14 protein-coding genes are annotated in these 13655 nt (G+C 28.4%); 10 read left to right on the forward strand and 4 right to left on the reverse strand.

Features of this window, described 5'->3' with window-relative positions; all coding sequences use genetic code 11:
* The first annotated feature begins 72 nt into the window (after positions 1-72).
* The 4 genes from ACFDSN_RS00740 to ACFDSN_RS00755 all read left to right on the forward strand — a co-directional run bounded on the left by ACFDSN_RS00740 (position 73) and on the right by ACFDSN_RS00755 (position 3206).
* The gene (locus ACFDSN_RS00740; RefSeq protein ID WP_375237901.1) at positions 73-693 is read left to right on the forward strand and encodes a hypothetical protein; all 621 of its coding nucleotides are present in this window, start codon (positions 73-75) and stop codon (positions 691-693) included.
* 13 nt (positions 694-706) lie between these two features.
* Complete coding sequence (locus ACFDSN_RS00745; RefSeq protein WP_375237902.1) at positions 707-2032, forward strand: histidine kinase; 1326 nt, start codon at positions 707-709, stop codon at positions 2030-2032.
* Entirely contained in the window at positions 2032-2352 is a 321-nt protein-coding gene (locus ACFDSN_RS00750; protein ID WP_375237903.1) for a 2TM domain-containing protein, read from the forward strand. The genes ACFDSN_RS00745 and ACFDSN_RS00750 overlap by 1 nt, the downstream gene beginning before the upstream one ends.
* Positions 2353-2450: 98 nt before the next feature.
* A complete protein-coding gene (locus ACFDSN_RS00755) occupies positions 2451-3206 on the forward strand; it encodes a LytR/AlgR family response regulator transcription factor (protein WP_375237904.1) in 756 nt (251 codons plus the stop codon).
* An 8-nt stretch (positions 3207-3214) separates the two neighbouring features.
* On the opposite strand, the gene ACFDSN_RS00760 is transcribed toward ACFDSN_RS00755, so the two are convergent.
* The 4 genes from ACFDSN_RS00760 to ACFDSN_RS00775 all read right to left on the reverse strand — a co-directional run bounded on the left by ACFDSN_RS00760 (position 3215) and on the right by ACFDSN_RS00775 (position 6180).
* On the reverse strand, positions 3215-4402 hold the full coding sequence (locus tag ACFDSN_RS00760) for an LETM1-related biofilm-associated protein (protein ID WP_375237905.1): 1188 nt from the start codon (positions 4400-4402) through the stop codon (positions 3215-3217).
* Between the two features lie 99 nt (positions 4403-4501).
* Positions 4502-5089 carry a superoxide dismutase family protein gene (locus ACFDSN_RS00765; protein WP_375237906.1) on the reverse strand — a complete coding sequence of 196 codons (588 nt, stop codon included), beginning with the start codon at positions 5087-5089 and terminating at the stop codon, positions 4502-4504.
* An 89-nt stretch (positions 5090-5178) separates the two neighbouring features.
* Positions 5179-5814 (reverse strand): alpha/beta hydrolase, encoded by a 636-nt coding sequence (locus ACFDSN_RS00770; protein WP_375237907.1) that lies wholly within the window; start codon positions 5812-5814, stop codon positions 5179-5181.
* Positions 5815-5943: 129 nt separating this feature from the next.
* On the reverse strand, positions 5944-6180 hold the full coding sequence (locus ACFDSN_RS00775; RefSeq protein WP_375237908.1) for a hypothetical protein: 237 nt from the start codon (positions 6178-6180) through the stop codon (positions 5944-5946).
* Positions 6181-6265: 85 nt separating this feature from the next.
* Between ACFDSN_RS00775 and ACFDSN_RS00780 the strand changes: the two genes are divergently transcribed.
* From ACFDSN_RS00780 to ACFDSN_RS00805, 6 genes are all read left to right on the forward strand, one after another.
* Complete coding sequence (locus tag ACFDSN_RS00780; protein ID WP_375237909.1) at positions 6266-8185, forward strand: peptidylprolyl isomerase; 1920 nt, start codon at positions 6266-6268, stop codon at positions 8183-8185.
* A 1-nt stretch (position 8186) separates the two neighbouring features.
* Positions 8187-9038, forward strand: coding sequence for a peptidyl-prolyl cis-trans isomerase (locus ACFDSN_RS00785; RefSeq protein ID WP_375237910.1), 852 nt, complete (start codon positions 8187-8189; stop codon positions 9036-9038).
* Complete coding sequence (locus tag ACFDSN_RS00790) at positions 9001-10440, forward strand: peptidylprolyl isomerase (protein ID WP_375237911.1); 1440 nt, start codon at positions 9001-9003, stop codon at positions 10438-10440. Before ACFDSN_RS00785 ends, ACFDSN_RS00790 begins: the two co-directional genes overlap by 38 nt.
* A 93-nt stretch (positions 10441-10533) precedes the next feature.
* Positions 10534-11487 (forward strand): AAA family ATPase, encoded by a 954-nt coding sequence (locus ACFDSN_RS00795; protein WP_375237912.1) that lies wholly within the window; start codon positions 10534-10536, stop codon positions 11485-11487.
* A 1-nt stretch (position 11488) separates the two neighbouring features.
* Entirely contained in the window at positions 11489-11683 is a 195-nt protein-coding gene (locus ACFDSN_RS00800) for a gliding motility protein GldL (protein ID WP_375237913.1), read from the forward strand.
* A 270-nt stretch (positions 11684-11953) separates the two neighbouring features.
* Positions 11954-13655: aconitate hydratase (locus ACFDSN_RS00805; RefSeq protein WP_375237914.1), on the forward strand; the 1702-nt coding region annotated here is incomplete at its 3' end.

Here is a 13655-nt window from a genome sequence, read left to right on the forward strand (position 1 = left end):
TTCGGTTTCTTTTAATTTAAAAAAGAAGAGATCTGTTGCATATTTGTTCTGTAATTATAAAACAACAAACTTATGACTCGATTAATATTTTTAGTAACGTCTTTTTTAGTAACAACATTAAGTGCTCAAACTTTTAATAAAGATATTGAAAAAGGAAAATTGGCATTAACAAATTATGAAACGGTAAAAGCTATTTCAATTTTTGAAAACTTATCTAAGCAGCACACAGATAATTGGTTGCCAAATTATTATGCGGCACAAACACTAATAACCGAAGCTTTTATAAATAGTCAGAAATCTTTAATAGTAAAAGAGAAACTAACAAAAGCTCAAATTTACCTAGATAAAGCACATAACTTAACGTCTAAAAACGAAGAAGTTATTATTTTACAAGCTAAACTATATTTAGCATATGTTGTTAGTAATAGTGAGGTTTACGGTAGACAGTATTCTGGAATAATTTCTAAACTATATAATGATGCTTACGTATTAAATCCAAAAAATCCACGTGTGGTTTTAGGTAAAGCACAATGGGAAATAGGTGCTGCTAAATATTTTGGTAGTGATACTAGTACTTTTTGTGCCGATTTAGAAAAAGCAGTTAAACTTTTTGATACCTTTAAGCAAGAAAGTAGCCAACATCCAAATTGGGGTGAAGAAGAGGCTGTTTTAGCTGTAAAAAACTGTAAATAAAAGTAAGTGTAATATGAAAAAAGCCGCCATAACATTTTTAATAGGAACTATTGTTTTTTTAATAGGTGCAATGTTTTTTGAAGAGTATACATTTAATAATGTTAGTCATTTAATATTTCATTTCTCTATGTATCAGCTTTATGCTTTTTTATTAGGCTATTCTAATATGGCATATTTTAGTTACTTAGAAGGTAGAAACTGGAAAAAGAGAGATTGGTTAAAACGTATTCTAATTGGTATTACAGGTTCGGTTGTTATTACTTTAATTGGCTTATTTATTTTAAGGGCATTTTCTAGTATTATAATTAATGGAGAAGCTGTTACTTATTTTTTAAAAAATGAATCTTTTAGGAATTATCAATTTGGATTATGGATAACGTTAACGGTTGTTGTTACTTTTCATATTATTTATTTTTATAATAAAAGTCAGCAAAACAAAATAAAAGAACAAAAAGTTATTGCAGGAACTGCAAGCGCTAAGTTTGATGCTTTAAAAAATCAATTAGACCCTCATTTTCTTTTTAATAGTTTAAATGTTTTAAATAGTTTAATAGAAGAGAATCCAGAAAATGCGCAACAATTTACAACTGCATTATCTAAGGTCTATAGATATGTATTAGAGCAAAAAAATAAAGATTTAGTTACAGTAGACGAAGAATTAAAGTTTGCTAAAACGTATATGACTTTATTAAAAATGCGTTTTGAAGATAGTTTAATATTTGAAATTCCTGAAAAAGCACAAAACCCAGAAAGTAAAGTGGTGCCATTATCTTTACAATTACTCTTAGAAAACGCAGTAAAGCATAATATAGTTACAAGTACTAAGCCTTTAAAAATAATTATAAAAGAACAAGACAACAGTATAGTTGTACAAAACAATCTACAGATAAAACAAATTTTAAATAAAAGTAGTGGTGTTGGATTAAGTAATATTGTACAACGCTACAGATTATTGACAAATAGAAAAATAGAAATAAACGCTACAAAAACACATTTTATAGCAACAATACCATTATTAACAAAACAAATAAATATTATGGAAGTAAACACAGGATTTAGCGAACAAATGGCATATACTCAAGCAAAAAAAGAAGTAGAAAAAATTAAAGGTTTTTATGGTAATGCCATATCTTATTCTTTTGTAATACCTTTTTTAATTTTTATTAATTTAAGATATTCACCAGAGTTTTATTGGTTCTTTTTTCCAATGTTTGGATGGGGAATGGGTTTAGCTTTTCACGCTTTAGAGGTTTTTGGATATGGTAAATCTTGGGAAGATAAAAAGATAAAAGAAATAATGGAAAAAGTAAAGTCTAACCAATTAAATACTTGGAAATAATGGAATTCTTAGAGCAAAAAATGCAAGAAGAAAATTATACCGAAGCTGTAAAACGTGTTAAAAAGATAAAAGGGTTTTATGTTCATTTTATTGTATACATAGTTATTAGTTTAATGATGCTTGGTGTAAAAATGTATTATACAAGTCCATCCGAAAGTGTCTTTAGGTATCAAAATTTCACAACATTCTTTTTTTGGGGAATTGGTATAGTAGCGCATGCAAGTGCTGTTTTTATTCCTCAATTAAAATTTGGAAAACAATGGGAAGAGAAAAAAATAAAGGAAATTATGGAGCGTAAAAAAAACAATGAATTATATTAGTTTTATTATAATACAAGCATCTTGATTTAATAACAATATAAATTTAGGTGAGAATTAATTACTTTGTTTAATATCTTAAATAAAATATTATTAGAATAATGAATGTACTTATTATAGAGGATGAAAAACCATCTGCTAGACGTTTAAAACGTATGTTAGGAACTATTGGAGTAACAGCAGAAGTTATGTTGCATTCTGTAGAAGAATCTATAGAATGGTTTCAAAACAATGTACATCCAGACGTGATTTTTTTGGATATTCAGTTAAGCGATGGATTGTCTTTTGAGATTTTTGATGAGGTAACTATTAACTCAGCTATAATTTTTACTACTGCTTATGATGAGTATGCGTTACAAGCATTTAAGCTAAACAGTATAGATTATTTGCTTAAGCCCATAGATGCTAAAGAATTAGAAGATGCTATTTCTAAATATAAAGAGCGTATTCCAAAACAAACTAATTTAACGGTAGATTTTAACGATATAAAGAATTTGTTAACCAATCCAATAGATCGTGTATATAAAAAACGTTTTTCTGTTAAAGTAGGGCAACATATTAAATTAATTAATAACGAAGATGTAGATTGTTTTTATAGTGAGAATAAAGCTACTTACGCATTTACTAAAGAAAAAAGGAGTTATGTTTTAGAACAGTCTTTAGACCAATTAGAAATGGATTTAGATCCTCAGACTTTTTTTAGAGTAAATCGTAAATTTTATATTAATGTAAACGCGATTTTAGATATTGTAAGTTATTCTAACTCAAGATTAAAAATAAAATTACACCATTATACTGATGAAGAAATTATTGTAGCTAGAGAACGTGTAAAAGATTTTAAATTGTGGCTAGAGTAGGGCTTAGGTTATTCCTCAATCTTATTGTCGTTAAATGCACTTGGTAATAAATTAGGAATTAACTTAGCAAATATTGGAAGTAAAATTGCTCCGCCAGGTAATAAAAAAATAGCCAGACTAGGAATTGTTTTTAATATGTCTAATAATTGTAGTTGTACTTTTTCTTGTTCTTCTTTGGTTAATTCTCTAAATGTAGACTGACTTAAAAGTAGCATTAACTCCTTACTTTGCGATAATTCTTTAATAATACGTTTGCTGTTTCTTTTTATTAGCCTTATAACTAATTCAGATGCGTTATCATAGAAATTATTTAATGCATTTGTTTTTCTAAATAATTTAGAATCTTTAGCCTTATTAAAAAACACAGCCATATTATTAATTGATATGTTTATGTTTTTTTCCGATAAACACATATCTGTACCTAATTTTTTTAGAAAATTATAAGATGAATCGTTTTCAAAATCAGTTTCCCAAATAGTTAAAGCAGCAACATCTAAAAAATATGTATTTTCAATAACGCCATATTCACTTTCAATTATTTGATTGTAGTTTAAGTCTATTTTATTTGTTGATTCGTTTTGGTATAGGAAAGAATTAGAAATAGATTTTAGAGTTGTTTTTTGTTCTTTTTGATATTCTTTTTTAAAACTTATAACATCACTAGTAATATTTGCAACTATATATTCTAAGTCTTTGTAATAGGTTTTTATATCAACTTTAGAGTTTAATAAATTATAATACGCAATAACGTCAATAAATAGAAGGCTGTTTGTAGTTTTTTTATTAAAATGTTTAGTTAGTAAATTGGTGTCTATTTGTACGTGTTCATTTATAATGCGTTCTAGTTGTTGGTATTTATCTTTACCAGCAATAAATTTATCCCATAGGCTAAGATCAAAAACATCAATTTTTTCAAAGTAAATTAATAGAGACTCTATGAAATTGGCAAAATTTGGTTGCCTGTTTTTTAATTTATAAACACAAAAAAAAGCAGTTAATACATTTAGTTTTTCTATTTCTTCTTGAGTTAGATCTTGTTCGTTTTTAAAGTTAAAAATAAGGTTAGTGCTAAAACCATAAATAAAACCACAATTATTTAATAAGCTGTAAAGATCCTTAAATGTGTTTGTTTTAAAGTGGATAGTAGGACTTAGAGTTTCATACTTCTTAATCCAACCACTAGAAGATGGGTTCATAAACTTATACTCTTAATAATCAAATATACTTTAAATAGAATTAAATAAAAAAGCCATTACAATATGTAATAGCTTTTTGTTATGGTATTTAAATATGTATTATTTAATAATTCCAGCACAACTTACTCGTTTACCTGCTGCACCCGATGGTTGAGAAGATAAATCATCAAATCCTTCATGAATAATAATAGCTTTACCAATTATGTTTTTTGTAACGTCGTCACAGCCAATACACCATTCGTTAGTGTGCATTGTTACCAAACCTTCACCTTGTTGGTTTGCAACAAAATTCCCTATATCACCTTTATGAAATCCTTTTTTACTTTTCCATTCACCATGAGGTTGTCCTGTAGGATTCCAATGTCCTCCAGCAGATTTACCATCAATACTACTACAATCTGCATTTTCGTGAATATGTATTGCATGAGTTCCTGGAGTAAGACCAGTTATATTTGCAACCATTTTAACATAGTTGTATTTGTCAAGAGTAAACTTAACCTCACCAGAAACATTACTTTCGCTTTTAGGTTCTAATGCAATAGTTAATTCTGTTTTAATTCCAAGTTTAGACTTATCTACAACTATCTCTTTAACGTCCTCAACTACTTCAATAGTTTTTTCTTCTTTTTTACAACCAGATGTAAATCCTAATAATACTATTCCAATAGCTAAAGTATAATTTTTCATAATGTGTAATTTTGGTTATTTTTATAAAAGTAATAGGTTAAAATGTTATTACAAAAAAATAAGATAAAATAATTAAGACATCTTCTTTTTTATTCAAAAGAATAATTTTCATTTGCCCAATTTATTGTTGGCTTAATCCATTCTTTTAATGGCTTAAATAAAAATCCATGCCCCATACTTGTATTTAATTCAATTTCTTTAAAATGTTGTATTTCGCAATTCGAAGTAGTTTTTCGTTTTAATGCAGAAACTCCATAGGGATCAGAACTTTCGTAAATTGTTAAAATGTTTCCACAATAGTTGATTTCTGGAATATTTAAAATGTCACTATTCCTAAAACATACAATAAATACAAAATTCAAATTTTTATTATTTGCTAACGTTGAAACATACTGAGCTATATATCCACCTTTTGAAGTTCCAACAACTGTAATCTTGCTAGGATTAACTCCAGTTTTTATAAGACTATCAATTTGTTTTATTACATTAATGGCATATTCTCTCGCGTTAACATTTTTATTTCTTTTTTCGCTAATAACTTTTAAATCGTTTCTTTCAAACTCTTTAATAATTTCTTTATATTCTGTTCTGCCAAATTCAGGATGTAATTCATTTAAACTATGTTGTTCTAAATAACGATTATGGAGAAAAAATATAAATCTATCTTCATTTTTACATCCAAAAAGTGTTAAAAACATAAGACAAGTTAATGTTTTGATTTTCATTTTTCTATTGTTTTTTAATTCCATAACTATACAAATAAGACATTAAAATGATTAGTTATGAGTCTGATTTTAAATTATAAAAGTGTTTTTTGAGCCTAGTTTTATTGTGTTAAACTAATTTATTAAAACCTAGTCTTTATAAATTTGCCCTCTATGTGGTTTTAGTGTATCACGTATTAACTTCATTTCTAATTCGGTGACTACCATATACGCTATAGCGTGATGGTCTGTTAAGGCAGTAAAACCCGTAATATTTATGTTCGTTTTTTTTATAGTAATATATTCTTTTAAATGAATTACATGGTGTTCTGCAATTTTTAAAGCATCTGCACCTCTAAAATCCCAGATTAGTTTTATTTTTTTCATCTTTTTTGGCGTTATTTTAATGTTAAATCAGACTTGTGATATCCTATTATATTGCTATTTTTGTCAAAAATAAGCTATTAATTTTATGAAAAATTTTTATATCACTTTATTCTTAATTTTCGGGACTGCTTACTTTGTGAATGCCCAACAAGACGTATTGTTTACAATTAACAATAAGCCTATTTTAAGTAAGGAGTTTAAACGTGTTTACAATAAAAATCTAGATTTAGTTCAAGATAACTCTCAAAAAAATATAGATAATTATTTAGACTTGTTTATTAATTATAAATTGAAACTTGAAGATGCTTACGATAAAGGTTTAGACAAAAAACAAAGCTACAGGAATGAATTGGAAGGTTATAAAAAACAATTAACTCAAAAATATTTAAATGATAATAAGGTAACGGATCAATTAATTATTGAAGCCTATGAACGTTTAAAAACAGAAGTTAATGCTAATCATGTTTTAATTAAATTAGATGAAAACGCAAGCGAGCTAGAGCAGACCAAAGCTCTAGAAGAAATAAATAAAATTAGATTACGTGTTATTGAAGAAGGGTTTGATGCAGTTCAAAAGCAGAGTCATAACGGAAAAACAATATTTGCAGAAAATTTAGGTTATTTTACCGCTTTTAAAATGGTGTATAATTTTGAAACAGTTGCATACAATACTAAGGTAGGTGATGTTTCAGAGCCGTTTAGAACTCGTTTTGGTTATCATATTGTTATAGTTAATGATATTAGAAAAAATAGGGGTGAAGTTACCGTAGCTCACATAATGTTAGAAACGGATAAAGAACAATTAATAAATCAACTTTATAAGCGTTTAGAGCAAAACGAAGACTTTCAGGCTTTAGCTAAACAATATTCTGTAGATAAGAGTTCTTCAAGTAAAGGCGGAATGTTACCTGCCTTTTCAGGAGGACAATTAAGTTCTACTTTATTTGAAGATAAGGCTTTTGGTTTAAAAGAAATAAGTTCTTATACTAAACCATTTAAGACAAAATTTGGTTGGCATATTATAAAATTATATTCTAAAAAAGATTTACCAGAATTTAATACTTATAAGTTAGATTTAGCACAAAAAGTAAAACGTGATTCCAGATCTCAAGTTCTAAATAATAAACGTGTAGAGGATTTATTAACTAGATATGATATAACATACAACCAACCTCTATTAAAAGACTTTGAAGCAGGTTTAAATAATAGTGTTTTTAAAGGTCTTTGGACTATTCCAGATAATTTAAATACAGATAAACCCTTTTTAGCTATTAATAAACAAATTTTAGTATATAAAGATTTTGCAAATTTTTTACACAAAATACAAAGGCGAACACAACCAAAAAGAAGTTTTAAGGAATTGTTAGAAAAAGTATATAAAGACTTTGTTGATGTTAATGTTTTAAGATATCAGGAAAATCATTTAGAAGATGAAAACGAAGAATACGCTCAAATCTTAAACGAATATAAAGAAGGTTTGTTATTGTTTGAATTAATGGGGAATCAAATTTGGAATTCATCAGAAAACGATTCTTTAGCATTAAAAGAATATTATAATTTAAATAAAACTAATTATACATTTCCTAAAAGAATTGAGGCAACTATTGCATCTTCAGCCAATAAAAAGCAGGCAAAAAAAGTATACAAGCTTTTAGTCTCAGGTAAAACGAAAGAAGAAATAGAGAGCTTGTTTAATACAAAAAATCAAGTAAATGTAACTTTTAACTCTGGGAATTATGAGCTTGATGACCCTGCATTACCTTCAAAATTAAAAATTGAGAAAGGGATTTTTAAAGTCCAAAAAAATAATAAGTCTTATGTTGTTGTTCAGATTGATTCAATCTTACCAGAAGGACAAAAAAGTTATTATCAAGCTCGTGGAAGTGTAATGAGCGACTTTCAAGACCAAAAAGAAATTAAATGGATTTCAGAGTTAAAAGCTAAATATCCAGTAGTTATTAATAAATCTAATTTAAATGCTTTAAAAGCAGAATTAAAAAACTAATTTGAAACATTTACTTATATATCTATTATTTATTCTTTGCGTAGTTTCATGTAGCTGGTATAAAACAGATACTCCAGAAAATGCTGTAGCTAGAGTAGAAGATGCTTATTTGTATTTAAACGAATTAGAGTCTAAGATCCCTGAAAATTTATCTAAAACAGATAGTTTGATTTTTGTTCAAGACTACATAAATAAATGGGCTAAACAACAGTTATTGGTAAATGGAGCAACTCAAAATTTAAAAGAAGAAGAGTTAAAGGAGTTTGAAATGCTTATAGATTATTATAGAAACGATTTGTATAGTAATGCATATTTAGAAGCTTTAGTTAGTAAAAGTTTAGATACGATTATAAAATACGAATCAGCAAAAAAATATTATACTAACAATAACCAGGCTTTTAATTTAAACGAGAATTTATTGCAGCTAAGGTATATTGCTATAAATAATAAAAGAAACGATATAGGTGATTTAGTTAAGCGATTAAAACGCTTTGATTCGATTGATCGATTTGTGTTAGATTCATTAAAAATCCAATTTAAATCATCTTCTTTAAATGATTCAATTTGGATAAAATCAGATCAGGTTTTAAAAAAACTACCAGTTTTCACAACTCAAAACAATCAGGAACTGTTAAAAAAATCTAATTTCCTACAACTCACAGATTCATTAGACCTATATTTGGTGCAAATTAAAAATGTTTTATTAAGAGGTGAAACAGCACCACTTAGTTATGTTAGACCAACAATAAATCAAATTTTAATAAATAAACGTAAAGTAGATTTGTTAAAAAAAATAGAAACAGATATTACAAAAGATGCTATTAAAAATAAACAGTTTGAAATACTTAATTAAAAACACTTTAGCAACTGCAATTCTAAGTTTAGGATTAGCTCAAGCTTCTGCACAAGAAATTATTAAAGAGCAAGTAGCTCCAAAGCAAAACGATAGTATAAAATCAGATTCTGCAATTAAAGTAGATGGAGTTTCTGCTGTAGTTGGAGATTATATTGTTTTAGATAGTGATATAGATAAAACTATATTACAATTAAAAGCACAAGGAGCATCTATAGAAGGTGTTTCTCGTTGCCAGTTGTTTGGTAAATTGTTAGAAGATAAATTATACGCACATCATGCTATACAAGATAGTATAGAGATTTCAGATTTAGAAATTAGGTCTTATGTAGATCAGCAAGTGCAGCAATTTTTACAAAGTACAAATGGTTCTATGGAGGAACTATTAAAATTTTATAAGAAAGATAATGAAAAGGAGTTTAGAGATGAAATGTTTGAAATAAACAAGAGTAATCGTTTAGCCTCAGAAATGCAAAAGAAAATTGTTGATGGAGTAGAAGTTACACCAGAAGAAGTTAGAGAGTTTTATAATAAAATCCCAGAAGACGAAAGACCAGAATTTGGAACAGAATTAAAAGTTGCTCAAATTGTAATTCAACCCAAAGTAACGCCAGAAGAAGAACAAAGAGTAATTGCTAAACTAAAAGAGTTTAAAAATCAAGTTCAAAATGAAGGAGCCAGTTTTAGATCTAAAGTAGTTTTGTATTCAGATGATAAGGCTTCAATTCCAAATGGAGGTAAATATACCTTAAATAGAAAACGTCCACAAATGGTAAAGGAGTTTAGGGAAACTGCTTTTTCTATGGAAGAAGGACAAATATCTGAACCTTTTAAAACAGATTTTGGTTACCATATTATATTCTTAGAAAAAATTAGAGGACAGGAATACGATGTAAGACATATTTTATTAATACCAAAAATTTTAGATTCATCTTTAGAAGAAGCTAAAAAGAGGTTAGAAGATGTGAGAGCAAAAATTATTGCAGAAGATATTACATTTGCTGAAGCGGCTAAAGAAGTTAGTGATGAAAAAGAAACAAAATTTAACGGCGGTAAATTAATTAACCCAACAACACAAGATTATAATTTTGAGTTAACCAAAATGGATACAGAGTTATATGGACAAATTCAAAGTTTAGAGAGTGATACTGTTAGTGAGGTTATTGCAGAACAAGATAGAAAAGGAGCTGTTAAATTTAAAATAATGATGGTTACTGATAGAGTAGATACGCACATAGCAGATTATTCTAGAGATTATTTGAAAATTAAAGATCTAGCACTTAATGAAAAACGTTTTAAAACTATCGATAAGTGGCAAGACGAAAAAATTAAAGAAACCTATATTAAAATAGGAGAAGCATATAGAGATTGCGATTTTAATAGCAATTGGCTAAAGAATTAAAGAATTTATTTATAACTAATAAAAAAACCTTTGAAGAAAATCAAAGGTTTTTTTATGCATATTTGTTACATTAGTGCTTCTAAAAAAACTTAAATGTCCGACGTAGAAGCAATAAATCAATTAGTAAAAAAATATAATAATTTACGACAAGAAGTAGCTAAAGTTATTATTGGTCAGGATGATGTTGTAAATCAAATATTAATTAGTGTTTTTTCTGGAGGACATGCTTTGTTAGTAGGTGTTCCAGGTTTAGCTAAAACTCTAATGGTAAACACTATTTCCAAAGCATTGGGTTTAGATTTTAAACGTATACAGTTTACACCAGATTTAATGCCTAGTGATATACTTGGTAGTGAGATATTAGATGAAACAAGAAATTTTAAATTTATAAAAGGACCAGTTTTTTCAAATATCATTTTAGCAGACGAGATTAATCGTACGCCGCCAAAAACTCAAGCTGCTTTGTTAGAAGCTATGCAAGAACGTTCGGTTACAGTTGCAGGAAATCATTATAAATTAGATTTACCTTATTTTGTTTTAGCTACACAAAACCCAATAGAACAAGAAGGAACATATCCATTACCCGAAGCACAATTAGACCGTTTTATGTTTTCTATTAATTTGGAATATCCAACATTTCAAGAAGAAGTAGATGTTGTAAAAGCAACAACATCTAATCATAAACCAATAGTCAATTCATTGTTTACAGCGCAAGAAATTATTGATTTCCAAGAGCTAATCCGTCGTATTCCAGTTGCAGATAACGTTATAGAATATGCAGTTAGAATGGTTGGGAAAACAAGACCTTTAAGTTTGGATGCTTCAGGGCTAGTAAAGCAATATATAGATTGGGGTGCAGGTCCAAGAGCTTCTCAGAATTTGATTTTAGCAGCAAAAACGCACGCGGCTATAAGTGGTAAATTCTCACCAGATATAGAAAATATCCAAGCTATTGCTGTTGGTGTTTTGCGCCATAGAATGATTAAAAACTACAAAGCAGAAGCTGAAGGAATTACTATAGAAAAAATAATAGAAAGCCTTTATTAATATGAAACTAAAAGAGTTTATAACGCCATTAATAGTATTGCTTATAGGAATTGGCTTAACAATTCTTGGGGCCACATTTAAAATATTACACTTACAGTTTGCACCGCAATTACTTTTGGTAGGAACATTTATAGAGTTTTTTGCAATTCTTCTAACAATTATTAAATTAATTAAAATAGCACGTAATAAAAATTAACTTTTTATTTACTGCTTTTCTTGTTTAATAATAGAAATTTCCACTAAATTAATTAGTGATATTTAACTTTATGATTCAAAAAATCAAGAATAAAAATTAATAAATTGATAAATTAGAACTTCTATTTTTATTAATTTGATTAATAAATTCCTTTTTTTTGATAATAATACTATTCTTCCTGAAGCTCAATAAAGAATTTTTAAAATCCTTAATAATTTTGTAAATTCGCAAGACTTTTAAAGGAATAATTAACTTAAAAAATACAACTATATGGCATTCGATATTGATATGATTAAAAAGGTGTATAGTCAAATGACAGAACGTGTTGATGCAGCACGAAATGTTGTTGGGAAACCACTTACACTTTCTGAGAAAATTTTATATTCTCACCTTTGGGATGGAACACCAAATAAAGCGTTTACACGAGGGAAAGATTATGTAGATTTTGCACCAGATCGTATTGCTTGTCAAGATGCAACAGCACAAATGGCTTTATTACAATTTATGCAAGCAGGAAAAGCTAAAGTTGCAGTTCCAACTACAGTACATTGTGATCATTTAATTCAGGCTAAAAGTGATGCAGCAACAGATTTAAAACATGCTAATGATGTAAGTAGTGAAGTTTTTGATTTCTTAGAATCAGTGTCTAATAAATATGGAATTGGTTTTTGGAAACCTGGAGCAGGAATTATCCATCAAGTAGTTTTAGAAAATTATGCATTTCCAGGAGGAATGATGATTGGAACAGATTCTCATACAGTTAATGCTGGTGGATTGGGAATGGTTGCAATTGGTGTTGGTGGAGCAGATGCGGTAGATGTAATGGCAGGAATGGCTTGGGAATTAAAATTCCCTAAATTAATAGGTGTTAAGTTAACCGGTAAATTATCTGGTTGGACTGCACCAAAAGATGTTATTTTAAAAGTAGCAGGAATTGTATCTGCTAAAGGAGGAACTGGAGCTATTGTAGAATATTTTGGAGAAGGAGCGACTTCTATGTCTTGTACAGGTAAAGGGACAATTTGTAATATGGGAGCAGAAATAGGAGCAACAACTTCTACTTTTGGATATGACGATTCTATGGAGCGTTATCTTCGTGCTACAGATAGAGCAGATGTAGCAGATGCAGCAAATAATGTTAAAGACTACTTAACGGCAGATGCTGAGGTTTATGCAAATCCAGAACAATATTTTGATCAAGTTATTGAAATTAATTTATCAGAATTAACACCATTATTAAATGGACCTTTTACACCAGATTTATCGACTAAAGTTGGTGTTGATATGAATGCGATAGCAACTGAAAACCAATGGCCTTTAGATGTAGAATGGGGATTAATAGGTTCTTGTACAAACTCTTCTTATGAAGATTTGTCTAGAGCATCTTCAATTGCACAGCAAGCATTAGATAAAGGTATAGTTATGAAAGCAGAGTTAGGAATTAATCCTGGATCTGAAAAAGTAAGATATACGGCAGATAGAGATGGTATTATAGGTGTTTTTGAAAAATTAGATGCTAAGATTTTTACAAATGCTTGTGGACCTTGTATTGGTCAATGGGCAAGATATAGCGATCCTAAAAATGCACCAAAAAATAGTATAGTTCACTCTTTTAATAGAAACTTTGCTAAGCGTGCAGATGGAAATCCAAATACACACGCATTTGTAGCGTCTCCAGAGATAACCGCTGCAATTGCTATTTCTGGTCGTTTGGATTTTAACCCAATGACGGATACTATAACAAATAAAAATGGTGAACAAGTTAAATTTGATGAACCTACAGGATGGGAATTACCTCCAAAAGGTTTTGAAGTTAAAGATAATGGATATTTAGCACCAATGGCAGATGGAAGTGGAGTTACTGTAACAGTAAGCCCATCATCTGAACGTTTACAATTATTAACTCCTTTTACACCAATTGGTAACGAAATAAAAGGTGCCAGTGAACCAGATGTTATTAAAATTAAAAAGC

This window comes from Aurantibacter sp., from assembly GCF_042094015.1.
Classification (GTDB): domain Bacteria; phylum Bacteroidota; class Bacteroidia; order Flavobacteriales; family Flavobacteriaceae; genus Aurantibacter.

What these genes read in the sequence shown, in the direction of transcription:
- ACFDSN_RS00740 (WP_375237901.1), top strand. Translation starts at nt 73, where the DNA reads ATGACTCGATTAATATTTTTAGTAACGTCTTTTTTAGTAACAACATTA.
- ACFDSN_RS00745 (WP_375237902.1), top strand. Translation starts at nt 707, where the DNA reads ATGAAAAAAGCCGCCATAACATTTTTAATAGGAACTATTGTTTTTTTA.
- ACFDSN_RS00750 (WP_375237903.1), top strand. Translation starts at nt 2,032, where the DNA reads ATGGAATTCTTAGAGCAAAAAATGCAAGAAGAAAATTATACCGAAGCT.
- ACFDSN_RS00755 (WP_375237904.1), top strand. Translation starts at nt 2,451, where the DNA reads ATGAATGTACTTATTATAGAGGATGAAAAACCATCTGCTAGACGTTTA.
- ACFDSN_RS00760 (WP_375237905.1), bottom strand. Translation starts at nt 4,402, where the DNA reads ATGAACCCATCTTCTAGTGGTTGGATTAAGAAGTATGAAACTCTAAGT.
- ACFDSN_RS00765 (WP_375237906.1), bottom strand. Translation starts at nt 5,089, where the DNA reads ATGAAAAATTATACTTTAGCTATTGGAATAGTATTATTAGGATTTACA.
- ACFDSN_RS00770 (WP_375237907.1), bottom strand. Translation starts at nt 5,814, where the DNA reads ATGAAAATCAAAACATTAACTTGTCTTATGTTTTTAACACTTTTTGGA.
- ACFDSN_RS00775 (WP_375237908.1), bottom strand. Translation starts at nt 6,180, where the DNA reads ATGAAAAAAATAAAACTAATCTGGGATTTTAGAGGTGCAGATGCTTTA.
- ACFDSN_RS00780 (WP_375237909.1), top strand. Translation starts at nt 6,266, where the DNA reads ATGAAAAATTTTTATATCACTTTATTCTTAATTTTCGGGACTGCTTAC.
- ACFDSN_RS00790 (WP_375237911.1), top strand. Translation starts at nt 9,001, where the DNA reads ATGCTATTAAAAATAAACAGTTTGAAATACTTAATTAAAAACACTTTA.
- ACFDSN_RS00795 (WP_375237912.1), top strand. Translation starts at nt 10,534, where the DNA reads ATGTCCGACGTAGAAGCAATAAATCAATTAGTAAAAAAATATAATAAT.
- ACFDSN_RS00800 (WP_375237913.1), top strand. Translation starts at nt 11,489, where the DNA reads ATGAAACTAAAAGAGTTTATAACGCCATTAATAGTATTGCTTATAGGA.